Annotated in this window: 23 protein-coding genes and 1 pseudogene; 12 read left to right on the top strand and 12 right to left on the bottom strand. The window is 73.3% G+C overall.

The window, feature by feature from the left end; translation table 11 throughout:
- Positions 1–113 precede the first annotated feature (113 nt).
- A complete protein-coding gene (locus tag HRF36_RS14440; protein WP_173211086.1) occupies positions 114–1,157 on the bottom strand; it encodes an NAD(P)-dependent alcohol dehydrogenase in 1,044 nt (347 codons plus the stop codon).
- A 111-nt stretch (positions 1,158–1,268) separates the two neighbouring features.
- Here HRF36_RS14440 and HRF36_RS14435 point away from each other — a divergent pair, with 111 nt between their 5' ends.
- Positions 1,269–1,949, top strand: coding sequence for a hypothetical protein (locus HRF36_RS14435; RefSeq protein WP_173211084.1), 681 nt, complete (start codon positions 1,269–1,271; stop codon positions 1,947–1,949).
- A 170-nt stretch (positions 1,950–2,119) separates the two neighbouring features.
- Positions 2,120–3,190 (top strand): adenosine deaminase, encoded by a 1,071-nt coding sequence (locus tag HRF36_RS14430; RefSeq protein WP_173211082.1) that lies wholly within the window; start codon positions 2,120–2,122, stop codon positions 3,188–3,190.
- A 52-nt stretch (positions 3,191–3,242) separates the two neighbouring features.
- Here HRF36_RS14430 and HRF36_RS14425 read toward each other — a convergent pair whose 3' ends face one another.
- On the bottom strand, positions 3,243–4,289 hold the full coding sequence (locus HRF36_RS14425) for a M23 family metallopeptidase (RefSeq protein WP_173211080.1): 1,047 nt from the start codon (positions 4,287–4,289) through the stop codon (positions 3,243–3,245).
- A 293-nt stretch (positions 4,290–4,582) separates the two neighbouring features.
- Between HRF36_RS14425 and HRF36_RS14420 the strand changes: the two genes are divergently transcribed.
- Both HRF36_RS14420 and HRF36_RS14415 read left to right on the top strand, forming a co-directional pair.
- Positions 4,583–4,969 (top strand): PLD nuclease N-terminal domain-containing protein, encoded by a 387-nt coding sequence (locus tag HRF36_RS14420; protein ID WP_173211078.1) that lies wholly within the window; start codon positions 4,583–4,585, stop codon positions 4,967–4,969.
- Positions 4,970–5,173: 204 nt separating this feature from the next.
- Positions 5,174–5,830 (top strand): hypothetical protein, encoded by a 657-nt coding sequence (locus tag HRF36_RS14415; protein ID WP_173211076.1) that lies wholly within the window; start codon positions 5,174–5,176, stop codon positions 5,828–5,830.
- Positions 5,831–5,949: 119 nt separating this feature from the next.
- Here the strand turns inward: HRF36_RS14415 and HRF36_RS14410 are convergent, their stop codons facing one another.
- Together HRF36_RS14410 and HRF36_RS14405 are read right to left on the bottom strand one after the other, a co-directional pair.
- On the bottom strand, positions 5,950–7,362 hold the full coding sequence (locus HRF36_RS14410; RefSeq protein ID WP_173211074.1) for a glycosyltransferase: 1,413 nt from the start codon (positions 7,360–7,362) through the stop codon (positions 5,950–5,952).
- Entirely contained in the window at positions 7,359–9,650 is a 2,292-nt protein-coding gene (locus HRF36_RS14405; protein WP_173211072.1) for a glycosyltransferase, read from the bottom strand. The genes HRF36_RS14410 and HRF36_RS14405 overlap by 4 nt, the downstream gene beginning before the upstream one ends.
- A 176-nt stretch (positions 9,651–9,826) precedes the next feature.
- On the opposite strand from HRF36_RS14405, the gene HRF36_RS14400 reads away from it, so the two are divergent.
- On the top strand, positions 9,827–11,056 hold the full coding sequence (locus HRF36_RS14400; protein ID WP_173211070.1) for a polysaccharide pyruvyl transferase family protein: 1,230 nt from the start codon (positions 9,827–9,829) through the stop codon (positions 11,054–11,056).
- Between the two features lie 107 nt (positions 11,057–11,163).
- On the opposite strand, the gene HRF36_RS14395 is transcribed toward HRF36_RS14400, so the two are convergent.
- The 4 genes from HRF36_RS14395 to HRF36_RS14380 form a co-directional block, all read right to left on the bottom strand.
- Entirely contained in the window at positions 11,164–12,123 is a 960-nt protein-coding gene (locus HRF36_RS14395) for a helix-turn-helix transcriptional regulator (protein WP_173211068.1), read from the bottom strand.
- Between the two features lie 85 nt (positions 12,124–12,208).
- Positions 12,209–12,682 (bottom strand): hypothetical protein, encoded by a 474-nt coding sequence (locus HRF36_RS14390; RefSeq protein ID WP_173211066.1) that lies wholly within the window; start codon positions 12,680–12,682, stop codon positions 12,209–12,211.
- A gap of 165 nt (positions 12,683–12,847) precedes the next feature.
- Entirely contained in the window at positions 12,848–13,402 is a 555-nt protein-coding gene (locus HRF36_RS14385; protein WP_173211064.1) for a TetR/AcrR family transcriptional regulator, read from the bottom strand.
- A gap of 2 nt (positions 13,403–13,404) precedes the next feature.
- Positions 13,405–13,698 carry a DapH/DapD/GlmU-related protein gene (locus HRF36_RS14380; protein WP_173211062.1) on the bottom strand — a complete coding sequence of 98 codons (294 nt, stop codon included), beginning with the start codon at positions 13,696–13,698 and terminating at the stop codon, positions 13,405–13,407.
- A gap of 46 nt (positions 13,699–13,744) precedes the next feature.
- Here HRF36_RS14380 and HRF36_RS14375 point away from each other — a divergent pair, with 46 nt between their 5' ends.
- The 4 genes from HRF36_RS14375 to HRF36_RS14360 all read left to right on the top strand — a co-directional run bounded on the left by HRF36_RS14375 (position 13,745) and on the right by HRF36_RS14360 (position 19,447).
- A complete protein-coding gene (locus HRF36_RS14375) occupies positions 13,745–14,962 on the top strand; it encodes an MFS transporter (RefSeq protein WP_173211060.1) in 1,218 nt (405 codons plus the stop codon).
- A 16-nt stretch (positions 14,963–14,978) separates the two neighbouring features.
- On the top strand, positions 14,979–16,310 hold the full coding sequence (locus HRF36_RS14370; RefSeq protein WP_173211058.1) for an MFS transporter: 1,332 nt from the start codon (positions 14,979–14,981) through the stop codon (positions 16,308–16,310).
- 221 nt (positions 16,311–16,531) lie between these two features.
- Positions 16,532–17,014, top strand: coding sequence for a BLUF domain-containing protein (locus HRF36_RS14365; protein ID WP_173211056.1), 483 nt, complete (start codon positions 16,532–16,534; stop codon positions 17,012–17,014).
- A 222-nt stretch (positions 17,015–17,236) separates the two neighbouring features.
- Positions 17,237–19,447, top strand: coding sequence for an alpha-galactosidase (locus HRF36_RS14360; protein WP_371740220.1), 2,211 nt, complete (start codon positions 17,237–17,239; stop codon positions 19,445–19,447).
- Positions 19,448–19,503: 56 nt separating this feature from the next.
- On the opposite strand, the gene HRF36_RS14355 is transcribed toward HRF36_RS14360, so the two are convergent.
- Positions 19,504–20,724, bottom strand: coding sequence for an ROK family transcriptional regulator (locus tag HRF36_RS14355; protein WP_173211052.1), 1,221 nt, complete (start codon positions 20,722–20,724; stop codon positions 19,504–19,506).
- A 138-nt stretch (positions 20,725–20,862) separates the two neighbouring features.
- Between HRF36_RS14355 and HRF36_RS14350 the strand changes: the two genes are divergently transcribed.
- Complete coding sequence (locus HRF36_RS14350; protein WP_173211050.1) at positions 20,863–21,108, top strand: hypothetical protein; 246 nt, start codon at positions 20,863–20,865, stop codon at positions 21,106–21,108.
- 112 nt (positions 21,109–21,220) lie between these two features.
- On the opposite strand, the gene HRF36_RS14345 is transcribed toward HRF36_RS14350, so the two are convergent.
- The 3 genes from HRF36_RS14345 to HRF36_RS14335 form a co-directional block, all read right to left on the bottom strand.
- Positions 21,221–21,493, bottom strand: a complete 273-nt coding sequence (locus tag HRF36_RS14345) for a zinc-ribbon domain-containing protein (protein WP_173211048.1) — start codon at positions 21,491–21,493, stop codon at positions 21,221–21,223.
- A 121-nt stretch (positions 21,494–21,614) separates the two neighbouring features.
- The gene (locus tag HRF36_RS14340; RefSeq protein ID WP_173211046.1) at positions 21,615–23,942 is read right to left on the bottom strand and encodes a cation-translocating P-type ATPase; all 2,328 of its coding nucleotides are present in this window, start codon (positions 23,940–23,942) and stop codon (positions 21,615–21,617) included.
- A complete protein-coding gene (locus tag HRF36_RS14335; protein WP_173211044.1) occupies positions 23,939–24,166 on the bottom strand; it encodes a heavy-metal-associated domain-containing protein in 228 nt (75 codons plus the stop codon). The genes HRF36_RS14340 and HRF36_RS14335 overlap by 4 nt, the downstream gene beginning before the upstream one ends.
- Before the next feature lie 176 nt (positions 24,167–24,342).
- Here HRF36_RS14335 and HRF36_RS14330 point away from each other — a divergent pair, with 176 nt between their 5' ends.
- Both HRF36_RS14330 and HRF36_RS14325 read left to right on the top strand, forming a co-directional pair.
- Positions 24,343–25,179: an alpha/beta fold hydrolase gene (locus HRF36_RS14330; RefSeq protein WP_173211042.1), complete on the top strand. Its 837-nt coding sequence runs from the start codon at positions 24,343–24,345 to the stop codon at positions 25,177–25,179.
- Positions 25,180–25,395: 216 nt separating this feature from the next.
- A pseudogene (locus tag HRF36_RS14325) lies at positions 25,396–25,601 on the top strand (hypothetical protein); the annotation flags it as partial.

Raw genomic sequence — 25,601 nt, 5'->3', positions numbered from 1 at the left:
CCGTGATCGGGCTCTCGCCTCAGTGGGTGTGGCGGTGATGACTGTCGGGGTAGTGCTCGTGCGTGTGGGTGATCGCCTGGTGGGTGTGGACGCGCCTCCTCGGGGTGGTCGCCCTAGGGGACGATGACCGCGCGGCCGCGGACCGTTCCGGCGGCGAGGGCCTCGTAGGCCTTCGGGCCGTCGTCGAGCGAGTAGCGCTGGGTGGCGACCTCGACCTGCCCCGCACGGGCGAGATCGAGGACCTCGATCAGCTCGCTGCGGCTGCCCCAGTAGGGGATGCGGACGGCGACGTCGAAGGCGACCGTGCCGAACCCGACCTCGACGGTGCCGCCGCCGATGCCGACGATCGTGACGTCGGCGTCCGGCGCCGCGACCGCCACGGCCGTGGCCATCGTCGGCTTGGCACCGACGAAGTCGAAGACGGCCTGGACGCCGAGGCCTCCCGTGATCTCACGGATCGCGTCGGCGGCGTGCTCGTCGCTGATGACGGTGTGGTGCGCGCCGACGTGCTTCGCCAGCTCGAGCTTCTCGTCGGTCACGTCGAGTGCGATGATCTGCGCACCCGAGAGCGCCCGCAGGATCTGGATGCCGACGTGGCCGAGGCCACCGGTGCCGATCACGACCGCATAGGTGCCCGCCCCGAGCTTCGGCAGCGAGGTCTTGATCGCGTGGTACGGCGTGAGGCCGGCGTCGGTCAGCGAGACGTTCTCGACGGGGTCGAGGTCGCCGAGCGGCACGAGGTGGCGGGGGTCGTCGACGATCATGTACTCGGCCATCGAGCCGGGAGCGCCCAGCCCGGGGGGCTTGATGCCCTCGGCGGCCGCGTTGACGCAGTAGTTCTCCTTGCCCTGGGCGCACTGGTGGCAGCGACCACAGCCCCACGGGCCGTAGACGGCGACGGCGTCACCGACCTGCAGGTGCTCGACGCCGTCACCGAGCTCGGCGACGATGCCGGCTCCCTCGTGCCCGAGCGTGAGCGGCAGGGGGTAGCCCTGCGCCGTGTAGTCCTCGTCGCTGAGGCTCATGACGTACTCGTCGCTGTGGCAGACGCCGGCCGCCGTGACCTTCAGCAGCACCTGCCCCGGGCCGGGCGACGGCTTCTCGATCTCGACGACTTCGGGGTGCTGACCGATCTGGGTGTACTGGAGTGCCTTCATGGGGCGCAGGCTACGCCCGGCTGCTGGAATTCGGGCGACAGGTGTCGCCGTACATCCCCGAGGCGGACACGCCTCGCGCCCGTGACGGAGGTCGGTCCTACGATCGACGGCATGGCACACCTGCACCGGGCCGAGATGAGCCCCTCCAAGATCGATCTGCTCGACGCGTGGGTGCCCACCCAGCCGTGGTTCGAGGGCCCGCCGCCCCCCGGGAGCGACGGGGGCCTGCGCGACGTCGCCGCCTTCCGCTTCGACGACCCCGCCGGCGAGGTCGGCATCGAGACGATCGTCGTCGCGACGGCCGACGGCGTGCAGCTGCAGGTCCCCCTCACCTACCGCGACGCTCCCCTTGCGGGCGCGGACGCCCACCTGGTCGGGACGACGCGACACTCGGTGCTCGGCGAGCGGTGGGTCTACGACGGGACGGCCGACCCCGTATGGGCCGGGGCCCTCGCCACCGCCGTGCTGACCGGCGGCACGCAGGCCGAGGCCTGGTTCGAGGTCGAGGGCGAGCGGCAGGTCCGCGAGCCGAACTCGACCGTCGTGGGCAGCGGTGCCCCCGGCACCCCGGTGCCCGACGTCGACGAGATCACCGTCGACCAGGTCGAGGGCCGCACGGTCGTCACGGGCGCCACGGTCCGCATCGTCGTCGCCCGCGTCCTCGGCCGACACGACGCGGGCGCACTCGCCGCGACCGGTGGTCACACGGGTGACCACGGAGTCGACGTACTCACCGGCACCTGGACCGGGCACGACCAGCCCGAGACGCTCGCGGTCGTGCTCACGGCCTGACGACCCGAAGGAGGCGCGGTGCCGGCAGCGGGTACGCGCCGGTCGCGAGGGCCCTCGGGTCCGCCACCCGCGCCTCCTCGTCTCGTCCCCAGGCGGTCCTCCGGTGACGGGACGGTGAACGATCGTGCACGAGGCTTCGTCAGGTGGCACCGTGCCGCTACGGTGGCCCGATGACGGCGATCGACACCTCCCCGACGACCACGGCCACGGCCCCGGGCACGCCCCTGACGGGCACCGTGCTCGCGACGCCGCCGACGGCCGAGCTGCACCTGCACGTCGAGGGCACGCTCGAACCCGAGCTCGTCTTCGCCCTGGCCGAACGCAACGACGTCGATCTGCCCTTCGCCTCGGTCGACGAGCTGCGCTCCGCGTACTCGTTCGGCTCGCTGCAAGAGTTCCTCGACCTGTACTACGCGTGCACGGCCGTGCTGCAGACCGCACAGGACTTCCGCGACCTCGCCTGGGCCTATCTCGAACGGGCCCACGCCCAGGGGCTGCGACACGTCGAGATGTTCTTCGATCCCCAGGCGCACACCTCGCGCGACGTCGACGTCGACGCGGTCGTCGACGGCCTGACGCAGGCACTCGACGAGGCACGCGAGCGGTACGGCATCACGGGCGGGCTCATCCTGTGCTTCTTGCGCCACCTGCCGGTGGGTGACGCGGCCGCGACCCTCGAGTCCGTCGCGCACCGCGCCTCCGATCTGATCGGGGTGGGGCTCGACTCCTCCGAGGTGGGGTTCCCGCCGGCCGCGTTCGCCCGCGTCTTCGATCGTGCCCGCGCCCTCGGGTTGCACGTCGTCGCCCACGCCGGCGAAGAGGGGCCGCCGTCGTACGTCACGGACGCCCTCGACCTGCTGCACGTCGAACGGGTCGACCACGGGGTGCGCAGCCTCGAGGACGACGCGCTCGTCGCGCGCCTCGTCGCCGACCGGGTGCCGCTCACCGTGTGCCCGCTGTCGAACCTGCGGCTCGCCGTGGTGTCCGACCTGGCCGACCACCCCCTGCCCCGCATGCTCGAGGCCGGGCTGCTCGTCACGGTCAACAGCGACGACCCCGCGTACTTCGGCGGCTACGTGGGCGACAACTACCAGGCGTTGCGCGACGTACTGGGCCTCGACGACGACACACTCGCCCTGCTGGCGACGAACTCCGTCGAGGCGTCGTTCGCCGATGCGGACCGCAAGGCCGAGCTGGCCGCCGAGGTGCGAGCCTGGCGCGAGGCGCGTCGCACGGCCTGAGACCCGGGACGTCCCGCCACGGGATGGCCCCACGCGGAGCGGCTCGGAGCGGCTAGAGCGTTCGGCCGGCGTTCGCGTCGAGCCAGGCCTTGGGGTCGACCTGTGTGGTGCCGCCCAGCAGCACCTCGAAGTGCAGGTGCTCTCCGGTCGCGACCCCGCTGCGGCCGACCTTGCCGACCAGCTCGCCCACCTGGACCGTCTGCCCGGCGACGAGCGGACTCGAGCCGACCTGCATGTGCGCGTAGAGCGTACTGACCCGCTGGCCGTCGATCACGTGGTCGATCACCGCGTACTGGCCGAACTGGCCGTGCATGCTCGAGGTCCGCACGACACCCGCCGCAGCGGCACCGATCGGGGTGCCACCACCGGGCGTCAGGTCGAGCCCCATGTGCATGCTCGAGCACGCCGCGCACGGGGCCGAGCGGGGGCCGAACCCGGAACTGAGCACGACGGTGCCGGGGAAGGGCCACCGGATGTCGCCGGTGCCCGAGTTGACGATGGTGCCGCCCCCCGAGGAGGCGCGGTTCGAGCTCGTCGAACCCGCGAGGTTCTTCGAGGTGACCACGGGCTCGGGCTCGGGCGGCGGAGGGGGCGGCGGAGCGTCGGTCACCCCGAAGGCGTCGCGATCGGACACGGTCAACACGACGAGCGAGGCCGCGAGCGTCTGGGTCGGCATCGGCGCGGCACCGGCGGTCGGGATGTTCGACCCGCCGAGGTCGCTCGCCGAGGCGGGAGTGAGGTTCGACGTGAAGAAGAGCATGACGGCGCAGACGCCGAGCACGGGCAGGGTCGCCGCACGGACGCGCGACGAGACGGCCCGAAGTCGCGACCGGCCGGACCTGCCGCGGGGGCTCGGGCCCTGGCGCGGACTCGGGCTCACGACGCGGGAGACCGTCGCACCCGGTTTCGTGACGGGGACGAGAGGGGCGGCAGCAGGAGGCGCGGACGCAGAAGGTGCGGACGCAGAAGGTGCGGCGGCAGAAGCTGCGGCGGCCGGAGCTGCGGCGGCACGCTCGCGGGCCAGGGCCTCGCGGCGCGTCAGCGGCGGATCGGTGGTCACCGATGCCGCGGACCCGGCGGCGGTCGAGGGGTCGGTCATGAGCGCTTCCTGATCAGGACGGCGCGTCGACTCACGGTTCTCCTCGGCTGGGCGGACCGACCCACTCTACGATCCGAGGCGCCCGCTGACCAGGGGTGGAGGCGATCTTTCATGAGCTGCACCCTTCGGGTCGACCGACACCGCGCCTCCGGACCGGGGACGCTCGCCGCGATGCGGGCGACGATATCGGCCACGGGAGGGACCGGTCACACCCAGAACGCGGCACACCGGGACCGCCGTCACCCCACCTCGCGGGGGTTCCGTCCGGTCGCCGGCGCCCCTACCCTCGGGCCGTGACCTTCGTGCTGGCTGCCCTGCCCCTGCTGGTGATCGTGGGGGCGCTCGTCGACATCGTGACGCGCCCCGAGAGCGACGTACGCCACCTGCCCAAGGGCCTGTGGATCATGATCGTGCTGTTCCTGCCGCTGATCGGCAGCATCGTCTGGTTCGCCGCCGGCCGTGAGTACGGTCACCGCGTCGAGCAGGTCGGGCCGCGCGACCAGAGCCGGTACCACGAGGCCGCCGCCCGCACGCTCGACCACCGTGTGCGCAGCACGGAGCAGCAGCTCGCCGACCTCGACCGCGAGGCCGAGCACTACGAGCGGCTCGCCCGCTTGGCGAAGCTCGAGGCCGAGGTCGAGAAGCGCCGGTCGACGGCCGGAGACGACGTCCCCGCCTGACCGGCACCGCGCCTCCGGGTCGCCAGCGGGCGAGCACGCGGAAACGGGCGAGTCCGTGAAGGCGGGCGTCCGACGACGCCCGCCGGCCACGAACACGCCCGCTCGGCGTCCCGGGCACAGGGGTCAGCCGCGCAGCCAGGCCGCCGGGCGCGGACGGTCGTGCGGGCGGCCGTGCGGGCGGGCGGGCGCCGCTAGGCTCGCGGGATGGTCACCGTCGTGCTCCCCTGGCGTCCGCAACCCAGTCGCATCGCGGCGTTCGAGGTCGTGCGCGACTGGTACGCCGAGGCCCTGCCCGAGGCCGAGATCCGCACGATCGACTCGCCGGACCCGGTCTTCAACCTGGCGCAGTGCCGCAACCTCGGGGTCGCGGCCCTGGCCGACGACGAGGTCGCCGTGATCGGCGACGCCGACACCCTGCCGCAACGCGAGCCCCTGCTCGCGGCGATCGAGGCGGCGCGCACGAGCGGCCGGGTGCACCTCCCCTACACCGAGTACCGCTGGCTGGGGAGCGCCGGCACCGCGCAGGCGGCCGCGGGCACCCCCCTCGAGCGGTGCGAATTCGAACTCGTGCGCGGGGCCTGCTCGGGGGTCTACGTGACCCGCGCCTCCTCGTGGCAGGCGCACGGCGGGCAGGACGAGCGCTTCCGCGGCTGGGGTTTCGAGGACGCCGCCTGGTACCTCGCCCACACCACGCTGCTCGGCGAACCACCCCGCCGCCACGAGGGCATGGTCTTCGCCCTGCACCACCAGGCCGAGGTGCGCGAGGGGCCGCAGTACGACGCCAACGCCGCGCTCATGCAGCGGTACCGTGACGCCTCGGTCGGCGCCGACGCGATGCGCGCCGTCGTCTTCGGCGGCTAGGCCGGGCTCGCCCGGGCGTCCCGCAGGCGAGATGTCACGACGTGCCGCTCACGTTCGAAGGTGAGCGGCACGTCGCGACATCTCGAGGGGCGGGGCCGAGGAGGTGCGGGCCGGGTCGGTCAGCCGCGTCCGGTGAGTGCCGCGTGGGCTCGTGCCCGCCCGGGCGTCTCGCGCAGGGACGCCGCCAGCCCGGCCAGCCGCCCGGCCGCAGCGGGGTCGCGCGACGGCAGGTCGAGCACGTGCCGCAGCGCCTCCGCCAGCTCGTCGACGGTCGCCGTGTTCGGGGCCAGCGCGACGCCGACTCCGGTCCGTTCGAGGGCCGCCGCCCCGGCGAACTGGTCGGTCGAGAACGGCAGGACGACGACGGGAACACCCGCGGTCATCGCCTCGGTCACGCTGTTGTTGCCGCCGTGCGTGACCGCCGCGGCCGCCGCGTCGAGCAACGTCACCTGCGGCAGGAACTCACGCACGAGCCAGTCGGGCGGCACCTCGCCGAGGTCGGCCCGGTCACCCGAGCCGAGCGCGATCGCGGCCCGCACCCCGACACGGCGGAGGGCCTCGGCCACACGCCCGAGCACGTCGGACCGCACCGACAGGAAGCTGCCGAAGCTGACGTAGACGAAGGGGGCGGGCGTGGGGTCGGCATCGGCGGCCAGCCACGCGGCGACCTCGGTGTCGACGGGCTCGGCACGCACGGCCGAGCCGAGCCAGACGTGCGGCGGCAGCAGGGCCTCACGCGCGGGGTCGGCCAGCTCGCCGGGATAGTTGTAGAGCAGCAGGTCGCCGTGCTCGCCGAACGCACTCGTCGACGGAGCCAGGTGCGGAGCGAGCTCGGCCAGTGCAGCGTTCCACTCGGCGGTGAACGAGGCGTCGACCCGCTGGCACAGCTCGCGCAGCCCCCCCACGCCCGGGGCCGGGGGTCGCACCACCGATGTGGCGTCGAACCACCGATGTGCGTGGTTCGACGCCACATCGGTGGTGCGACTCGCCTCGGAAGGCTGCGCGCCGCCAAAGGCCGCGGGCCACTCGGGCGGGCAGCCGTAGACCTCGTCGCCCACGGGCAGCGCCGTCGGGTGCCCGAGCACGACGTCGGCGAACGAGACGCCCCCGGCGACGAGTGCGAGCCGGGCACTGAACGCAAGGTGGTCCACGACGATCTGGTCGGGCTGCACGGCGGCGACCACGTCGAGCACGGCCCGGGCCGTCGCGACGGGCTGCCACATGAGGTCGGTGAGACGTTCGCGCGCCTGGTACGAGAGCGTCTCGACCATGCCGAGCCGGGTGGCGTCGAAGAAGCCGCGCAGCGACGCGTCCTCTTCGGCCACCTGCTCCTCGGCGCGGATCACGCCGGGGTTCGAGCCGCGACCGAGCTGCAGGTGCACACGCTCGAAGCCGAACGACCGGACGATGGCGGCGGTGGCCGGCCCGGTCGCGACGACGACGCGCTCGCCGCGATCGCGCCACTCGGTGGCCAGGGTCGCGAGGGGCAGCAGGTGCGACGCGTAATCCGGGCTGATGACGAGCAGGGTCATCGTGCGCTCACGCTCCACTCGCGCTGTTCGAGTTCGTCGTGGTGCACCGTGCCGTAGACGCCGGACAACGCCCGCGCCATGGCCTGGATCGTGAAGGAGCGCTCGACGGTGTCGCGTGACCGGGCCGCGCGCGCCTCCGTGGTCTCGGCCGAGGCCGCGGTGAGCGCCTCGCCCATCGCGAGGCGTAGGGCGTCGACGTCCCAGGTGCGGGTGAGCCAGCCGGTGTCCCCCTGACGGACGTAGGTCGACGGCCCGCCCCCCTGCGGCGCGACGACGAGCAGGCCCGAGCCCATGGCTTCGAGCAGGGCGATGCCGAACTCCTCTTTCAGGCTGCCGCAGACGTAGACGCCGCGCGGTGCCGCGAGCCCCGGCAGGCCGAAGCGCGCCGCGGCGACCCAGCGGGCGACCGTGTCGTTCGGCCGGTGGCCGGGCAGCAGCAGTCCGGAGGCGCGGTGCCGACCGGCGGGGACGATCGCGTCGATCAGGTCGAGCTGTTCGCGCTCGTCGGCGCTCGGGTGCTCGAGGTCGCCGCCGATCAGCAGCAGGTTCGCTCGGTCGCGGAGCGGCACCCCGGACGCGTGGGACCCGGCCGCGGCGGCCCCGTCGGCACCGGCCGCGTCGGCGGCCCACGCCTCGACGATGGTCGCCATTCCCTTGACCCGGTGCAGGCGTCCGACGCTGACCAGCAGCGGCAGGCCGCGACGCTCGGGCGGCAGGGTCTCGAGCAGGGCGCACAGCTCGGCCATCGGCGGGGTCGCGGGCAGGCCCGCGGCGTGCTCGGCGGCCTCGGCGACGGAGCGGTCGACCACGTCGAGGTCGATGCCCTCGGGCACGATCGTGTGGCGCTCGGGGTGGGAGGTGACGTCGATGCCGACCAGCTCGCGCATGTCGCGCTCGAGCTCCGGCCGGGGGAACAACACCGTGTGCGACGCGTTCGAGGCGAGCTGCTGCACGAGTCGCGTGCGGAACCAGAAGTGCTCGACCTCGTCGACGTCGCCGAAGGTCTCGCGGGTCAGCGCGCCCGACAGGTCGAGGGACTGGATGACGGCGTGCGGGTCGGGCGCGACCGTGAACACCACGGGGATGTCGAGCTCGCGCGCCACGTCGGCCGCCGCGAGGCTGCCCACGTCGGCCATGCGCAGGTGCAGCAGGTCGACGCCGCCCGCGGCGCGCAGCACCCGCCGGATGCCGCGACGCGCGGCGACCCGCAGCGGCCACGCGGTCGCCGACGTGACGGGGTCGCTGAGCAGCGGGACGCGCCCGTACACGTGTCCGGAGGCGCGGATCGCCAGATCGTGGACGCTCGCGACCGCCGCGTCGGCCGATCCCCGCGAGAGGGTGACGACCCTGGCGACGTGACGGCCGTCGAGGACGTGCGCCGCGCCTCCCGCGGCGAGCGCGTCGCCGAGCCGCACGAGAAGCGTCGCGATGCCACCGTTGTCGCCGCTGCCGGCGTGCGTGAGGCCGGCGTCGATGTCGGCGTGCAGGAAGAGCTGGGCGATGGTGAGACCCTCGCGCCCGGCGGGGTCGGCGAGGTCGACGGGGTCGGCGCCGCCCCGGTCGCCGGTGCGGTCGAGCCCGCGGTCACCGCCGAACACGTCGTCGCGGGCCGAGAGGTCGATCTCGGCGAGGCGCGCGACGTCACCGAGGTAGCCGTCGTGACGGGCGAGCTCGCGCACGACGGCGGCGACGGCCTGGTCGCCGCGTCGCTGGCCGAGGGCCGACACGGCGGCGACGCGGACGTGCTCGTCCTCGCCCCCGTCTCGGGCGATGGTCGAGAGCGGGCGCGAGGCGATGCGGGCCCGCACCAGCCCGAGGGTCTCGACCAGGCGGTACCGCGCGGCGGGCTCGTGCACGCCGATGAGGGCACCCTCGAGTGCCACCGCGACCACGGCGGGGGCGGACGACGACCACTGCTCGAGCGTGCGCTGGGCCACCATGCCGGTGAAGCCCCCGGCGATGACGAGTCCGATCAGCCGGCCGATGGTGTCGTACCGGGGCAGTCGCTGACTGAGCGCGGACGCGGCGTGCTCACGCAAGAAGGTGCGGTCGCTCGACAGCAGGTCGCTCAGCACCACGTCGGCCTGCTCGTCGAAGACCTGCGCGAGCGCGTTCGTGGCCGCGATGGCGACGAGTTGGTCCTGGCTGCCGAGGGCACCGCGGAGCACCCGGATCGTGCGGGCCCCACCGGTGCGCGCGGCGTCGAGCGCGAGGTCGTCGGCGAGCCGCATCGAGTCGACCAGGCGGTCGGCCTCGTGGATCGCGTCGAGCGAGGTCTGGATGCCCATGCGGTGCCTCTCGATGGTGCGTCGCGCGTCGCGCGGGGGTCGACCCCGGAGCCCCGGGCCTGGTGGAGCCTATCGCCGCGGCGTGACCCGGCGGTGCGTTGCGTGCCTCGGGGGTCCGGTACCGTCGTGGGCGGCATCGATCCCGCTGCCGAATCCCGCAGCGAGAGGTCCCACCCGTGCGAATCGTCACCATCGGAGACGTCGGCGTGCTCGACGGCATGGTCCACGTCGGCGACGAGGCGATGTTCCACGAGGCGACCGTGCAGCTGCGTGCCCGCGGCGCCACGATCACCGGCGTCTCGTCGAACCCGGCCGAGACCGCCGAGCGGTACGGCGTCGACGCCGTGCCCGCGATCGGCTTCCACCCCGCGACCACCGGCGGCCGGCTCGGCCAGCGCGAGCGTCGCGCCCGGGTGCTGTCGGCGATCGACGGAGGCGCGGGTCACCTCCCGCAGGACGACCCCGCCTGGCAGGTGGTCGAGGCCGTCCGCGAGTCCGACGGCGTGCTCGTGGCGGGCGGCGGCAACATGGCCTCGCTCTGGCCGATGCACGTCTACGAGCGGAACACGCTCGGGCTGATCGCCCGACGGTTCGACAAGCCGCTCGTCGTCAGCGGGCAGACCATCGGGCCGGTGCTCGAGGGCGAGGACCGCGAACTCGTGACCGAGCTGCTCGACGCCGCCGCCCTCGTCGGGTTGCGCGAGGGCGCGTCGCTCGAGCTGGTGCGGACGCTCGGGGTCGACCCGGCGACGACGGTGGGGACGGTGGACGACGCGAGCTTCCTCGGGTTCGACGCCGCGCCTCCTGCCGGTGGCGCCGTGGACGCCGCGGCCGCACCGGCGCCGTACCTCGCCGTCAGCCTGTCCGCGCACGTGGGCGACGCCGACCGCGCGGCGTTCGCCACGGCCGTCGCCCGGCTGCTCGACCGGGTGGCGGGCGAGGCGGGGCTCGAGGTCGTGTTCCTCGCGCACTGGGCATCGCTCGACCCGACCGAGGAGCGCGGTGACTCGCTGCTGCACCGGGCCGTGCTCGACCAGCTGACCGTGCCCGCGCGGGTCGAACCGACGACCGACTCCCCCGCGGCCGCGCGCTTCGCCCGGGGTGCGGCCTTGCACCTGACCAGCCGTTACCACCCGGCCGTGTTCGCCGTCGCGGGCGGGGTGCCGACGGTCGGACTCGCGGTCGACGACTACACGACGATCAAGCTGACCGGGGCGCTCGGCAACTTCGGACAGACGAGCGTCGTCTCGGCCGGGCAGCTGCTCGCGGGCGAAGCCGACGCGATCGCGCTGGCGGCGTGGTCCAGGCGCGACGCGGTGCACGCGGCCTGGGCCGAGCGCCTCGACGAGACCCGCGCGGCGTCGACCGTGTGGTGGGACCGGGTCGCCGGCGCACTGCGCGGCTGACTCGCCCGGCGCCGGGCACAGCGCCAGGACGTGGTCACAGCGCCAAGCGTTCTCGTGGTGCGGTGTCCACCTCCTGGCGTGGTGGGTGGCGGGATGTGCGCGCCGGCTCAGCCCTGCAGGGTGGCGCTGGGGTACTCGCCGAAGCGCTTGACGTACGACGCCGTGAACCGGCTCAGGTGCGTGAAGCCCCAGCGTTGCGCGACGGCGGCCACGGTGGCCTCGCCCGGAGCGAGTTCGCTCAGCTCGGCCTTCACGTGGTCGAGGCGGATGGTGCGCAGGTACTCGGTGGGGGTCACCCCGAGCTGGCGGCTGAAGGCCTGCTGCAGTCCGCGTGGTGTGAGGTGCACGGCCTCGGCCAACTGGGTCATGTTGACCGGCAGGTGCGAGTGGGTGTGCAGGTACTCGACGGCTTCGCGCAGGCGGGCGTTGCGGGGCACGAGCAAGGCGGGCGGCAGGTCGATCGACCGGTGCGAGAAGGTGTCGAGCAGGGCGAACGCCGACTCCCGCTTGAGTTCGGAGCGCAGCAGTTCGGTCGACTCCCCACCCAGGATCGTCTTCGCGGCGTTCGTGATGGTGGCCTGCCACCGACGCAGGTCGGCGAGCTCGGGCACGGCCGTGTGGTCGAACTGCAGGGGCCCGGCGAGGGCACCCTCGTGCTCGGCGGCCATGCGCTCGAGGAACGCGGCGTCGAAGTGCACGAGGTTCTGTCGGTACTCGCGAACCTCGAACTCGAAGGCCTTGCCGGTCGGGAACATCAACGGTCGGCCGATCTCGAACGCGGCCTCTTCGGCCCCGACGTCGACCCGCCCCTCGCCCGCGGTGATCCAGGCGACGACGTACTCACGCTCGGGCTGGATCGCCCCGCGGATGTCCCCCAGGAACATCGCCGACCGCAGGGTCATGTCCTCGTCGCCCGCCGTCGTGTAGCGGTAGGCGAAGGTCTCTTGCCGGGTGTCGGTGCGGAAGCCGGCGCCGTTGTAGGTGTCCTCGAACAGGGCGCGCGCCTGGTCCATGTCGCGGCCGCCCATCTCGGAGCGCACCGGGGGCAGGGTCTGTTCGGGTTCCATCACAGTGATCCTGCCATGTCGCGCGCACTGAAAGAATGGCCTGACCGGGCGGAACCCCCGAAGCGGGGGCAGAGGTATAAGGCGCTCAGGCCCCGGTCGGGGGCGACGCGGGCCCGAAGGCCTTCGAGAACGCCGCCTTGAGAACGGCCTTGAAGCCCGTCGGCAGACGGGTGCGGTGGAGCACGTCGGCCTCGACGACGAGCGCGAAGAAGGAGTCACCATCGACCAGCCACCAGGCCCGCACCGTATCGGCGGCGAACACGGCCTCACCGTCGGGCTCGTCCGGGCTCTCGACGATGATGCGGTCCTCGTAGAGGGTCACAGCCCCGTGCTCGCCGTTCATGGACGCCGAGCACTCGAAGATCAGGTCGGGGTCGAGCGGGGGCGCGAAGTCGCCGAAGAACAGGTCGGCCGCCGGGGTCCGGGCCGCGTCACCGATCTCGCCGAAGTCACTGGCGACGTTGAAGTCGCCGAACCCGGTGTCGGGTGCACCCGAGGTGGAGCCGCCCGGGCTGTCGACCGTGGGAGCGCGGCGCGACTCGTCGCCCTCTGCGTCCACTGGTTTCTCGACTCTCGTCCTGATCAGGTGCCGACGTTCTCACCGGCGTGCACCTTCTGCACCTGTTCCATTAGATCGCCTAGCGACCTCGGACCGCGTGCCGCGGTGGGCACAGTTCGGTTTGCGGCCATTCCGGCCGACCGCAGGAGGCGCGGGTGGAGCCGGTCACGAGGGCCGCGTGATGCGCTCCACGGCCTCTCGGGTCAGGGCACGACTCGGCGGCGACGGGTCGAGCGCGAGATGGATCGACGCCCCCTCGACGAAGGCGTCGAGCTGGCGGGCGGTGTCCGGGTCGAAGTGGCGCTCGAGCTCGACCCGGCTGCGACGCATCCACTCCCGCGTGATCTCGCGGAACCGTGGCTCGCGGGCGGCGAGGGCGTAGAGCTCGTAGCTGATCACCTGGTCGCGGACCGCGGCCGGGCCGGTCAGGTCGTCGTGGATCAACGCGACCACCGCCTCCTTGGCCTCGTCCCGGGTGGTCGCGGCACCGAGTCGTCCCTCGAACCGCACGATGATCGTCTCGGCGAAACGGGAGAACGCCTCGTGCAGCAGCTCGTCCATGCCGTCGAAGTGGTAGGTCATCGAGCCGAGCGGCACGTCCGCGCGCGCCGCGATCCTGCGGTGCGACGCGCCGGCGACGCCGACCTCGGCCACGACGTCGAGGGTCACGTCGATCAGCCGGTCGCGACGGTCGGGCTCGGTGCGCCGCGTGCCCCCCATGCTCAGAGGCTCCGCACCACGCGGGCCGGGTTGCCGACCGCGACGACGTTCGCGGGGACGTCCTTCGTGACCACCGCCCCGGCACCGATCACGCTGTTGTCGCCGATCGTCACCCCGGGCAGCACGATCACGCCACCACCGAGCCAGACGTTGTCGCCGGCGAAACGCGCCTGGAGCGTGATCGCCCGTTGCTGCTGCGCGGCGATGTCGGGGTCGTCCGAGATGTAGAGGTCGCCCGCCAGCATGCGTTCGTGGTTCGTGCGCGCGTCGCCGGCGAAGTGGTCGGTGGTCGTCATGCCCGACACCCTAGACGACGAGCGTACGAACGTACACACTGGACGCATGACCAACCGACCGCCGTTCACCCCCGAACTCGCCAGACGTCGAGCGGCGGTCTTCGTGTTCATGGCCGTCGTCGGCGTCTCGCTCGCCTCGTGGGTGGTTCGCACCCCCGCCATCCGCGACCTGCTCCAGGCGAGCACGGGCGAGATGGGCCTCGTCATCTTCGGCCTGTCCGTCGGATCGATGGGCGGCATCCTGTCCTCCGCCCCGATCGTGCGGCGGCACGGGGCGCACCGCGCCGTGGCGATCGGGGGCACCTCGCTGGTGCTCGGGGTCGCCCTGGTCGGCCTGGCCGCTTCGCTCTCGGTGATGCCGGGCGTCTTCTGCGGCCTCGCTCTGGTCGGCGCCGGCGTCGGCCTCGCCGAGATCGCCGTCAACATCGAGGGCGCGGCCATCGAGACCGCGTCGGGCCGGTCGGTGCTGCCCGTCCTGCACGGTTGCTTCAGCCTCGGCACGGTCGCCGGGGCCGGCCTGGGCATCCTGCTCACCGCGACCCACGTGCCCGTCCAGTGGCACCTGCTCGGCGTCGCGCTCGCGGGCGGTGCCGCACTGCTCTGGGCGGTGCCGATCGTGCCGCGGGCGACCGGACGGTCCGACGCGGCGGCCGAGCGCGCCTCCGGGGCGAGGGCTCGACTCGCCGGCTCGCTCGCGGTCTGGCGCGACCGCCGGCTCGTGCTGCTCGGGCTGATCGTGCTCGCACTCGCCCTCGCCGAGGGGTCGGCCAACGACTGGCTGCCCCTGCTGTTCGTCGACGGCCACGGCGTCTCGGCGACCGCCGGCACGGTCGTCTTCACCGCGTTCGCGGCGGCGATGACGGTCGGCCGGTTCCTCGGCGAACCCCTGCTCGCGCGTTTCGGCCACGCCACCGTGCTGCGCGCCAGCGCCCTCGTCTCGGCGGCCGGCATCGCCCTCGTCGTCTTCTCGGACTCGGTCGTCGTCGCAGGCGTCGCCGTCCTGCTCTGGGGACTGGGCGCCGCCCTGGGGTTCCCGGTGACCGTCTCGGCCGCGGCCGACAGCGACGACCCGACGACGGCGGTCGGAGCCGTCGCGACGATGGCCTACGTGGCGTTCTTGGTCGGGCCGCCCCTGCTCGGCTTCGTCGGCGAGCACGTGGGCCTGCGCAGCGCGATGGTGGTCGTGCTGGCGGTGGTCGCGGGTGCGTCGCTGGTCACCTCGGCGGCACGTCCCCGTGAGCGGTCAACGGCCGTCCGGCCTTAGTGTACGTTCGTACACCATGACGTCACCGACGACCTCTCCTGCCGCACCGGCCCGCACCGTGCCGACGCGTGAGGACCGCCGCGCCCGACTCGGCGTCGCCCTGCTCTTCTTCACCAACGGCGCCCTGATCGCGAACCTCCTGCCGCGATACCCCGCGATCAAGGCCGGCCTCGAACTGTCGAACGCCGACTTCGGCCTGGCGGTCGCGGCGATGCCCGTCGGCGCGCTCGTCGCCGGGCTCGGGGCCGGATGGCTGATCCGCAGGTTCCGGTCGTCGCGCGTGGCCGTGGTCGGCACCGTGATCACCGGCATCGCCGTCCTGCTGACCGGCATCGCCCCCGTCGGTGGACTGCTCGCCGCGGGCTTCCTGCTCGCAGGCGCCCTCGACGCCATCGTCGACGTCTCGCAGAACTCCCACGGACTGCGCGTGCAGTACCGCTACCGCCGGTCGATCCTCAACTCGTTCCATGCCGTGTGGAGCATCGGAGCCGTCCTCGGCGGCCTGATGGGCGGCGCGGCGGCAGGTCTCGGCATCCCGATCGCCTGGCACCTCGGGGCCTCGGCGCTGATCTTCGCCGTCGTGGCGCTCGTCGCCTACCCGCTGCTGCTCGCCGGGCGCGAACCGGCCGAGGGCCTCCCCGAGGCCGTGGACGCGGTGGTCGTGACGGGTGCCGCGGGCGCGGAGCCGGGGGTCGCGCCCGCGGGGGGCGGTCCCGTCGACTCGACCCGCGCCTCCTCGGCTCGTGACGGCCGCCGGGTCTCGCCCGGGTTCCTGGCGAAGTGGGGCGTACTGCTGGCCCTCGTGGTCATCGCGTCGTCGGGCGCCGTGGTCGAGGACTCCGGCAGCACCTGGGCGGCGCTCTACCTCGGGTCGCTCGGGGCCGGCGTGACGGTCGCCGCACTCGGGTTCGTGTCGCTGCAGGGGGCACAGTTCGTCGGACGGCTGCTCGGCGACGGCATGGTCGACCGCTTCGGGCAGAAGGCCGTCGCCCGGGCCGGAGGCGTGTTCGTCGCCGTCGGCATGGGCGTCGCGCTGGCGTTCCCCTCGGTGGTCGGGACGATCGTGGGCTTCGCGGCGGCGGGGTTCGGCGTCGCGACCCTGATCCCGGCCGCGATGCATGCGGCGGACAACCTGCCGGGGTTCCGCGCCGGCACGGGCCTGACGCTGGTCAGTTGGCTGCTGCGACTGGGGTTCCTGGCGTCGCCTCCGATCGTCGGGTTCGTCGCGGACTCGGCCGGCCTGCGCTTCGGACTGCTGATCGTGCCCGTGGTGGGCGTGGCCGTGGTGCTGCTCGCCGGGGTGCTCGAGGGACGACGGGAACGAGGGTCGGCGCCTCGTGGCAGCTGATCCGGTACGAACCGGATCAGGGGGTCGCACCACGTTCTGAACGTCGCACCGCCGAATTGCGCGGTGCGACGTTCAGAACGTGGTGTGACACCCACTCCGCAGGCAGGCAGGCGGGCAGGGCGTGGCATGGACGTGCGGGAGCTGTCAGCGCCCAGAACTGGGGAGGGCGGCGGCGCGACCGGACCGGCAGACTCGGACGCTGATCCCGAGGAGGCCCGCCCGTGCTGTCCACCGTGTACGTCAGCCGATCGTCGTACCCCTTCACCGACGACGACCTGGCCAATCTGCTGATGACCAGTCGCTCGAACAACGCCCGACTGGGCATCACCGGCATGCTGCTGCACCGCGAGGGGCGATTCATCCAGGTGCTCGAGGGGCCCGAGGAGGCGGTCCGCGCGCGCCTCGCGGTCATCGCCCGCGACCCGCGACACACGGCCGTGCACACCATCGTCGACGAACGCGTCGAGGACCGGCTGTTCCCCGGCTGGACCATGGGCTACCGCGCCGTCACGGACGACCTCGCCACGGTGATCCCGGGCTACGCCGACGTCTTCGGCACCGAGACCGAGGCCGGGAACCGCGACCGCGACGGGCTGGGCAACCTGTCCCCGTCGTCGTCGCACAAGGTCCGCACCCTGCTGCGCTGGTTCCGCGACCAGCCCACCGAGGTGACCGACGAGCTCTTCTCGCCCCGCGCCTCCTGATCCCGACCCCGGCGCTCGGACCCCGCGACCGATACGAAGGGGTTGTGACGCCGGCGTGACCTCAGAGATACTTTTTGGACAAAAGTATCTTCCGCCGTCTGGAGTCCCGTGTCGCACCCCACCCCGTCGCCCACCGTCGTCTCGCCGCCCGAGGCACCCGACGCCTTCGTCCACCTGAGCAGCGCCGGCGTCAGCCTGCTGCTCGACGTGACCGGGGGGCGCCTGCCGGCGATCGTGCACTGGGGAGCCGCACTCGGCCGACCCGGCCTCGACGACGTGCGCGCGCTCGCCGCCGCGGCGGTGCCACCCTCCGTCAACAACCTGATGGACGAGCCGGTGCGGCTGGCCATCCTGCCCGAGCACCACGCGGGATGGTCGGGCAAGCCCGGGGTCGGCGGCCACCGATCGGACGGTGCCGACTGGTCGCCGCGGTTCGCGGTCGACACGCTCGACGTGACGGGCGAGGCCCGGGCGACCCGCGCCTCCTCGGGGCCAGGGCTGCTCGACGCCGGGGCCGCCGTCGTCACGGTCGAGGCGCACGACGACGTGGCCGGACTCGCGGTCGCGATCGAGGTCGAGCTGACGACGAGCGGGCTCGTCCGCACCCGGGCCGCCCTGACGAACGTCGCCGGACGACGCGACGGCGGCCGCGCGGGCTCGGGCGAGGACCGCTCGGCGAGCACCGCAGCCGGCGCCGCCAGCGTCGCCGCCGACGTCTACACGCTGACCGACCTGCACCTGGCCCTGCCGCTGCCGCCGCGGGCCCGCGAGATCCTCGACTTCGCCGGCCGCTGGGGCAAGGAGCGCACGCCACAGCGCCGCGATCTCGTGGTCGGCGTGCACGAACGCGAGGGACGAAAGGGCCGCACCGGACCCGACGCCGCGACGGTGCTGAGCGTCGGCGTGCCGGGCTTCGGCTTCGCCGCCGGCGAGGTCTGGGGCCTGCACGTCGGGTTCAGCGGCAACCACCGGCACTACGCCGAGCGCCTGTCGACGGGCGTGCAGGTGCTGGGCGGCGGGGAGCTGCTGCTGCCCGGCGAACTGCGGCTCGAGGTCGGCGAGTCGTACCGCAGCCCCTGGGTGTACGGCTCGTACGGCGACGGCCTCGACGACCAGGCCCGACGGTTCCACCGGTGGTTGAGGGCGCGCGAGCAGCACCCGACCCGTCCGCGCCCGATGACGATCAACGTCTGGGAGGCCGTCTACTTCGACCACGACCTCGCCCGCCTGCGCGACCTGGCCGACCGCGCCGCCGCCCTCGGTGTCGAACGGTACGTGCTCGACGACGGCTGGTTCCAGGGGCGGCGCGACGACCACGCGGGCCTCGGCGACTGGGTGGTCGACACCGACGTCTGGCCCGACGGCCTGTCGCCGCTGATCGACCACGTCACGGGCCTCGGCATGGAGTTCGGCCTCTGGTTCGAGCCCGAGATGGTCAACGAGGACAGCGACCTCGCCCGGGCCCACCCCGAATGGATCCTGCAGACCGGTGACCGTCTGCCCCCACGGTCGCGTGACCAGCAGGTGCTGAACCTCGGCATCCCCGGGGCGTTCGAGCACGTGCTCGGCCAGATGACGGCGATGTTGACCGAGTACGACATCGCCTACCTGAAATGGGACCACAACCGCGACCTCGTCGACGCGGGCACGTGGCCGACGGGTGCCGCGGGCGTCCACGAACAGACCCTCGCGGCGTACCGGCTGATGGACGAGCTCAAGGCGCGGTTCCCCGGTCTCGAGATCGAGTCGTGCTCGTCCGGCGGCGCCCGGGTCGACCTCGGCGTGCTCGAGCGCACCGACCGCGTCTGGGTGAGCGACTGCATCGACCCGCTCGACCGGCAGCAGATGAACCGCTGGACGATGCAGCTGCTGCCGCCCGAGCTGCTCGGCTCGCACATCGCCTCGGGCGTCAGCCACATGACCGGCCGCTGGCACGAGCTGTCGTTCCGGGCCGGCACCGCCCTGTTCGGCCACCTCGGCATCGAGTGGGATCTCGCCCGTGCCACCGACGCCGAGAACCGCGATCTCGCCGAGTGGATCGCGCTCTACAAGCGGCACCGCCATCTGCTGCACACCGGCGACGTCGTACGGGTCGACGAGGCCGACCCGTCGCTGCTCGTCTACGGATCGGTCGCCGCCGACGCGAGCGAGGCCCTGTTCTTCCTCGCCACCGTCGGACGCTCGGACGTCGCGCCGGCCGGCCGCGTGCTGCTGCCCGGACTCGCCCCCGAGCGGAGGTACCGGGTGGCCCCCGTGACCGTGGGATCGCCGGACCACGGCCTGACGCCTCCGCCGTGGTGGGGCACGCCGGACGAGGGCGGCGCCTACCCCGGGATCGTGCTCGACGGGCGCACCCTGGCGGTCGCCGGGGTACAGGCGCCCGTGTCGTTCCCCGAACGCGTCGTGCTGCTGCGGGTCACCGCCGAGGGCTGAGGAGGCGCGGGTCGCGTCCCGAGGAGCGCGCGCGGTGTCAGCGAGCGCACACGGCGTCAGCGGCCGAGCGCGTGCATCTGGATCGCGACGGCTGCGGCGCCGCGGGCCCACTCGTCGAACCGGAACTCCTGGACGATCAGTCGCGGCGGGGGAACCGCCCCGTGGGTGCCGCGCTCGATCGCGGCGGCGACCGCGGCGCCGCCGACGACCGCGAGCCGCACGCCCTCTCCCGACAGCAGGACCACCTCGGGGTCGAGCAGGTTCAGCACGCCCGCGATCAGCTGCCCGAGGACGTCGGCGGCGGTGTCGACGACGACCCGCGCCTCCTCGTGTCCGTCGACGGCGAGGGCGAGCAGGTCGTCGTAGGCGACCGGGCGGCCGAGGACCCGGGCGGCGGCGCTCTCGACCGCGGCGACCGTGAGGAACGCCCCGGCGCAGTCGCGGTGGCCGAGGTCGCAGGTCGGGGCCGGGGCGGCGGGAGGGGGTGCGGCGGGGGTGTGAACCGGCATCGGAGCCGGCGCCACGATCCGCTGATGCCCGACGCTGCCCGCCGACGAGTGCGCCCCGCCGATCACCTCGCCCGCGGCGACGAGGCCGAGCCCGACGCCCGCCCCGATCGTGACGAGGGCGAACGACCGCAGCCCGCGCCCCTCGCCGAACCAGTGCTCGGCCTGGGTGAGCGCGCGTACGTCGTTCTCGACCCAGACGGGCAAGCCCGTCGCGGTGCCCACCAGATCGGCCAGAGGCACGTCGTCCCAGCCCAGGAAGGGCGCGTGGCGCACGTGGGCCCGGTCGACGACCTGCCCTCCGACGGTGACGCCGACCGCCCTGACCCGGTCGTCCCGGGCACGGGCGGCGGCCACGACCACGGCCAGCTGCGCCACGACCGCCCCCGGCGCGAGGTCGGGCAAGGGCTCGTCGTGCTCGCTCAGCACCTCACCGCGCTGGTCGGTCACGACGACGAAGAGACGGTCTCGGGTCAGCTTGAGGCCGACGAAGTGGTGCGCGTCCGGGTCGAGGTCGAGTGGGATCGAGGGCCGACCCGAACCGGACGGCGACGCCAGGGCGGGGCGTTCGACCAGCAGCCCGCTCTCGAGCAGGGGCCGGGTGATGCGCGTGAGGCTCGGGCCCGAGAGGCCGAGCCGGGCCGCGAGCTCGGTCCTGGGCCGGGCGCCGTGCACGAGGATGTCGAGCACCACGGCCTGCGCACTCCCGGCCAGCGGTGACCAGCCGCCGTGCCCGCCGGCGCCGTGCCCGGGGTCGTGGGAGTCCGTCACGCGACGATCCTACGCAGCCGACCCGCGCCTCCTCGGTCGGGTCATCGGATCGACCTGGGGGTCTCCGTCCTGCTCGTTCGTACCCCGGCACCCGAAGTGGGGGACAACCGAAGGCGGCCCGATGACGGAACATCGAGTGTGGCGACAGAGACCGACGACGAGGCGCTGCCCCCGTGCGCCCTCTGCGCGGCACCGACCCGCCGGGAGCCCAACCCGTTCTACGGCACGGCCCTCTCGGTGCATCGCCACGTGCTCGTCTGCACCTCGTGCGCGACCGTCGGCTTCGCCCCGGTCGTCGACGACACCCCCGAGGAGGCGCGGTGTCGGCCCCGCCGCGCCGGCCTCCGAGCCCGCATGGCCGGCTGGTACCGCGCGCTGCCCTGACGCCGCCCCGCGCCTCCCGTGCCGGAACACCATCGACGGGACAGAACACCCAGGAACAGCGCGGTTTTCTGTCCCGTCGGTGGTGTTCGGCTGTGTGCTGCCGAGCGGCCGGTCAGCCCTGCGGTCGCCCGCCGTGGGTCGCCGCCGCGTGCTCGGCGTCGGCCTGGAAGCGCCCGGCCGCCTCGGCGTCGAGCTCGGTGCCCGCGCCGCAGTAGGCGCAGGTGTAGACGTGCTTCGTCGAGTACGGGATCACCGGGATGAAGAACAGCGTGAACCACCGACGGTGCTTCACCAGGCGCTGCGCGGCCTCGTTGCCGCAGACCCGGCAGACGAAGAAGAGGACGCCCAGCAGGGCGCTCGTGCCCTTGGTGCCGAAGATGATCATGCGCTCACCCTAGGCGGCGCCCCCGACCCGGTGCCGAGCCGCGTCGCACCACGAACTGTACGTCGCACCGCCGAAACAGGCGGTGCGACGTTCAGAGGGCGGTGCGACGCGGGCCCGCACCTCAGCCGGCGCGGAACCGCCGCAGGCGCAGACTGTTCGTCACGACGAAGACCGACGAGGCCGCCATCGCCGCACCGGCCAGCACCGGGTTGAGCAGCCCGAGCATCGCGATCGGGATCGCCGCCACGTTGTAGGCGAAGGCCCAGAACAGGTTGCCCTTGATCGTGCCGAGCGTCGCCCGCGACAACCGGATGGCGTCGGCCACCCCGGCGAGCTCACCGCCGACGACGGTCAGGTCGCCCGCCGCGATCGCCGCGTCCGTGCCGGTGCCCAGGGCGATGCCGAGGTCGGCCGTGGCGAGGGCCGCCGCGTCGTTGACACCGTCGCCCACCATGGCGACGACGTGAGCGTCCGCCTGCAACCGGGCCACCGCCTCCACCTTCTGTTGCGGGGTCGCCTGCGCGACGACGTCCGCCGCCGCGATGCCGACCTGCGTCGCGACGTGTCGGGCCGCGCCCGCGTTGTCGCCGGTCAGCAGCACGGGCCTCAGGCCGAGCCCACGGAACCGCTCGACCACCTCACGGGCGCCGGGCTTCACGGTGTCGGCCACGGTGACGACACCGCGCACCCGGCCGTCCCAGGCGACCGCGACGGGCGTCGCCCCGGTCGCCTCGGCCGCGGCGAACGCCCTGTCGAGTTCAGGAGGCGCGGTGACCGACCACTCGTCGGCCAGCCACCCGGGGCGGCCGACCAGCACGAGCGTGCCGCCGACGAGGGCCTGCACGCCGGCCCCGGCGTGAGCGGCGAACGCCTCGGCGCCGGGGACGACGACCCCGCGACGGGTGGCCTCGGCCTCGACGGCACGGGCCACCGGGTGCTCCGAGCCGGACTCGACGGCGGCGGCCCGGGCCAGGACCTCGTCGGCCGTCTCGGCCTCGCCCACGACGACCTCGCGCACGCCCATGCGTCCGGTGGTGACCGTCCCGGTCTTGTCGAGCACGATCGTGTCGACCGTGCGGGTGCGCTCGAGCACCTGGGGCCCGCGGATCACGATGCCGAGCTGGGAGCCGCGGCCCGTGCCGACCAGCAGCGCGGTCGGCGTCGCGAGTCCCAGCGCGCACGGGCAGGCGATGATCAGGGTGGCCACCGCAGCCGTGAACGCGGTCTGGAGCGGCCCGGCGAAGAACCCTCCGGTGCCGTCCACCAGGCCGCCGAACGCCAGCCAGCCGACGAAGGTCAGCACCGCCAGCCCGATGACGACGGGCACGAACACGGCCGACACCCGGTCGGCCAGGCGCTGCACCTCGGCCTTGCCGCTCTGTGCCTCTTCGACGAGGCGGCCGAGACGAGCGAGCTCGGTGTCGGCCCCGACCCGGGTGATCTCGACGAGCAGACGCCCGCCGACGTTGATCGTCGCGCCGACCACCCGGTCGCCCGGGCCCACCTCGACCGGCACCGATTCACCGGTCAGCATGCTCAGGTCGACCGCCGAGGTGCCCTCGCGCACGAGGGCGTCGCTGGCGATCGCCTCGCCCGGGCGGACGACCACGAGATCGCCGGGCACCAGACTCGAGGTGGCGACCCGCGCCTCCTGACCGTCGCGCAGCACGGTGGCCTCTTTCGCGCCGAGCTCGAGCAGGGCGCGCAGGGCCTCACCCGAGCGACGCTTGGCTCGGGCCTCGAGCCAGCGCCCCAGCAGGATGAAGACCGTGACGGCAGCCGCGACCTCGAGGTAGATCTCGGTCGGACCGCCGTGGGTCGCGACCAGGCTGAACGACATGTGCATGCCCGGTCGGCCGGCGTCGCCGAAGAACAGGGCCCAGAGGGACCACGCGAACGCGGCGACGACGCCGACGCTGACCAGGGTGTCCATGGTCGCGGCGCCGTGCCGCGCGTTCACGGCGGCGGCGCGGTGGAACGGCCAGGCACCCCAGACGGCGACCGGAGCGGCGAGGGTCAGCGCGAGCCACTGCCAGTTCGTGAACTGCAGGGCCGGCACCATCGACAGCACGACGACCGGCAGGGCCAGGGCGGCGCTGACCAGGGTGCGGTGACGCAGGGCGACGACCTCGGTGGTCCGGGCGTCCGGGGTGTCGACGCCCGCGGCGTCGGCCGAACCGGCCAAAGGCGCAGGAGGCGCGGGCAGGGTGGCCCCGTACCCCGCCGCGGCCACCGTAGCGATGAGGGCGTCGACGTCGGGTGCCCCGGGGTCGCCGTCGCGTGCCTCGCCGGCCACGACCCGCACGTGCGCCTTCTCGGTCGCGTAGTTGACCGACGCCTCGACGCCGGGGAGCTTGTTGAGCTTGCGCTCGATGCGGTTCGCGCAGGAGGCGCAGGTCATGCCCGAGATGTCGAGCTGCACGGCGCCGGGCTGCACGTCTCGCGTCATCGTGCGGAGAGCTGGTAGCCGGCCTCTTCGACAGCGGCCCGCAGCCGGTCGTGCTCGACGGTGGCGTCGGCCTGGACCGAGACGGTGGACGCGCCTCCCGGGTTGAGGTCGACCTCGACCGAGTCGACGCCTTCGACCTCGGAGAGCTCTTCGGTGACGCTCGCGACGCAGTGCTCGCAGGTCATGCCGTCGACCTGCAGGGTGGTGATGGTGGTGTCGGTCATGCGCGGTCCTCTCGATCGACGCCCAGGTTATACCCCCTAGGGGTATGAATGCCAGGGCGCCCGACCGGCTGTCCCCCAACCTCCGAGATGCCTCCGCGTCGAGACGGGGCGCCCGGCGGCGGACTACGAACGGAAGGGACCCCGCCGGGACGGCGGGAGAGAGAAGGCACCCGACCATGACCGAGATCACCGCACATCACGGCCTCTTCAAGGACACGAACCTCCACGTCGACGACACCGGCGGCTCGGGCCGCACCGTCGTCCTGATCCACGGCTGGCCCCTGTCGGGCGAGTCCTGGAGCAAGCAGGTCCCGGCTTTCGTCGAGGCCGGCTACCGGGTCGTCACCTACGACCGCCGCGGCTTCGGACGCAGCGACAAGCCCAAGACGGGCTACGACTACGACCACCTGACCGAGGACCTGCACACCGTCCTCACCGAACTCGACCTGGACGACGTCACGCTCGTCGGCTTCTCGATGGGTGGTGGCGAGGTCGCCCGCTACGTCGCGAAGTACGGCACCGAGCGCCTGCACAGCATCGTCTTCGCCTCGGCCGTGCCGCCGTACCTGCTGAAGACCGACGACAACCCCGACGGCCCTCTCACCAAGGAGGCCGCCGCCGAGATGACGGCCGGGCTGACCAAGGACGAGGACTCGTTCTACGAGGACTTCACGACCGGATTCTTCTCGGTCGGCGGCGTGCTCAAGGTGTCCGAGGCGGACCGTCAGGACGCCCTCCGGCTCGCCAAGCAGGCGAACAAGGCCGCCGCGCTCGAGGCCATGACCTCGTTCGCCACCACCGACTTCCGCGACGACCTGACGAAGGTCACCGTGCCGACGCTGGTCATCCACGGCGACGGCGACGAGACGGTGCCGTACGAGGGCTCGGGTGCACGGACGCACGCGGCGATCGCCGGTTCCGAGTTGCACGTGATCGCGGGCGCCCCGCACGGCGCCAACGTCAGCGACCCCGAGGAGTTCAACCGCGTCGTGCTCGAGTTCCTGAAGAAGTAGGGCAGCACCCGACGCGACCGCAGGAGGCGCGGTGCCGGTCCTCGAGACCGGCACCGCGCCTCCTGCGCGTCCTGCTGGGCCCATCGCGCACCCTCGCCCCCCGTTCGGGGGTGAAGGTCACGGGCGGGTAACGAAGTGGATCGGGCCCAATCGATTCCGGGCCCGGTGGCGAACCCTGTACATCCCCACCGGGACCAACAGACAAGGAGCTTTACCATGAACGCCTTCACTCGCAAGCGCATCACGAAAGCCGCCTTCGGCATCGCCGCCTCCGGCGCCCTGATCTTCTCCCTCGCCGCGTGCTCGTCCAACTCGGGCACCGCGACCGACACCTCCTCGACGTCGTCCTCGTCGTCCGCCGAGCCCAGCGCCGCCTCGACGCCCGCCGCGTCGATCGCCGACCTCAGCAACGGTGTCGACAC

Source organism: Frigoribacterium sp. VKM Ac-2836 (assembly GCF_013248995.1).
In the GTDB taxonomy this organism is placed as follows: Bacteria; Actinomycetota; Actinomycetes; order Actinomycetales; family Microbacteriaceae; genus Frigoribacterium.
Note: the sequence above shows the minus strand (reverse complement) of the source record. Positions and strands in the feature narration are given on the sequence as shown.

What these genes read in the sequence shown, in the direction of transcription:
- HRF36_RS14440 (WP_173211086.1), bottom strand. Translation starts at nt 1,157, where the DNA reads ATGAAGGCACTCCAGTACACCCAGATCGGTCAGCACCCCGAAGTCGTC.
- HRF36_RS14435 (WP_173211084.1), top strand. Translation starts at nt 1,269, where the DNA reads ATGGCACACCTGCACCGGGCCGAGATGAGCCCCTCCAAGATCGATCTG.
- HRF36_RS14430 (WP_173211082.1), top strand. Translation starts at nt 2,120, where the DNA reads ATGACGGCGATCGACACCTCCCCGACGACCACGGCCACGGCCCCGGGC.
- HRF36_RS14425 (WP_173211080.1), bottom strand. Translation starts at nt 4,289, where the DNA reads ATGACCGACCCCTCGACCGCCGCCGGGTCCGCGGCATCGGTGACCACC.
- HRF36_RS14415 (WP_173211076.1), top strand. Translation starts at nt 5,174, where the DNA reads ATGGTCACCGTCGTGCTCCCCTGGCGTCCGCAACCCAGTCGCATCGCG.
- HRF36_RS14410 (WP_173211074.1), bottom strand. Translation starts at nt 7,362, where the DNA reads ATGACCCTGCTCGTCATCAGCCCGGATTACGCGTCGCACCTGCTGCCC.
- HRF36_RS14405 (WP_173211072.1), bottom strand. Translation starts at nt 9,650, where the DNA reads ATGGGCATCCAGACCTCGCTCGACGCGATCCACGAGGCCGACCGCCTG.
- HRF36_RS14395 (WP_173211068.1), bottom strand. Translation starts at nt 12,123, where the DNA reads ATGGAACCCGAACAGACCCTGCCCCCGGTGCGCTCCGAGATGGGCGGC.
- HRF36_RS14385 (WP_173211064.1), bottom strand. Translation starts at nt 13,402, where the DNA reads ATGGGGGGCACGCGGCGCACCGAGCCCGACCGTCGCGACCGGCTGATC.
- HRF36_RS14380 (WP_173211062.1), bottom strand. Translation starts at nt 13,698, where the DNA reads ATGACGACCACCGACCACTTCGCCGGCGACGCGCGCACGAACCACGAA.
- HRF36_RS14375 (WP_173211060.1), top strand. Translation starts at nt 13,745, where the DNA reads ATGACCAACCGACCGCCGTTCACCCCCGAACTCGCCAGACGTCGAGCG.
- HRF36_RS14370 (WP_173211058.1), top strand. Translation starts at nt 14,979, where the DNA reads ATGACGTCACCGACGACCTCTCCTGCCGCACCGGCCCGCACCGTGCCG.
- HRF36_RS14345 (WP_173211048.1), bottom strand. Translation starts at nt 21,493, where the DNA reads ATGATCATCTTCGGCACCAAGGGCACGAGCGCCCTGCTGGGCGTCCTC.
- HRF36_RS14340 (WP_173211046.1), bottom strand. Translation starts at nt 23,942, where the DNA reads ATGACGCGAGACGTGCAGCCCGGCGCCGTGCAGCTCGACATCTCGGGC.
- HRF36_RS14335 (WP_173211044.1), bottom strand. Translation starts at nt 24,166, where the DNA reads ATGACCGACACCACCATCACCACCCTGCAGGTCGACGGCATGACCTGC.
- HRF36_RS14330 (WP_173211042.1), top strand. Translation starts at nt 24,343, where the DNA reads ATGACCGAGATCACCGCACATCACGGCCTCTTCAAGGACACGAACCTC.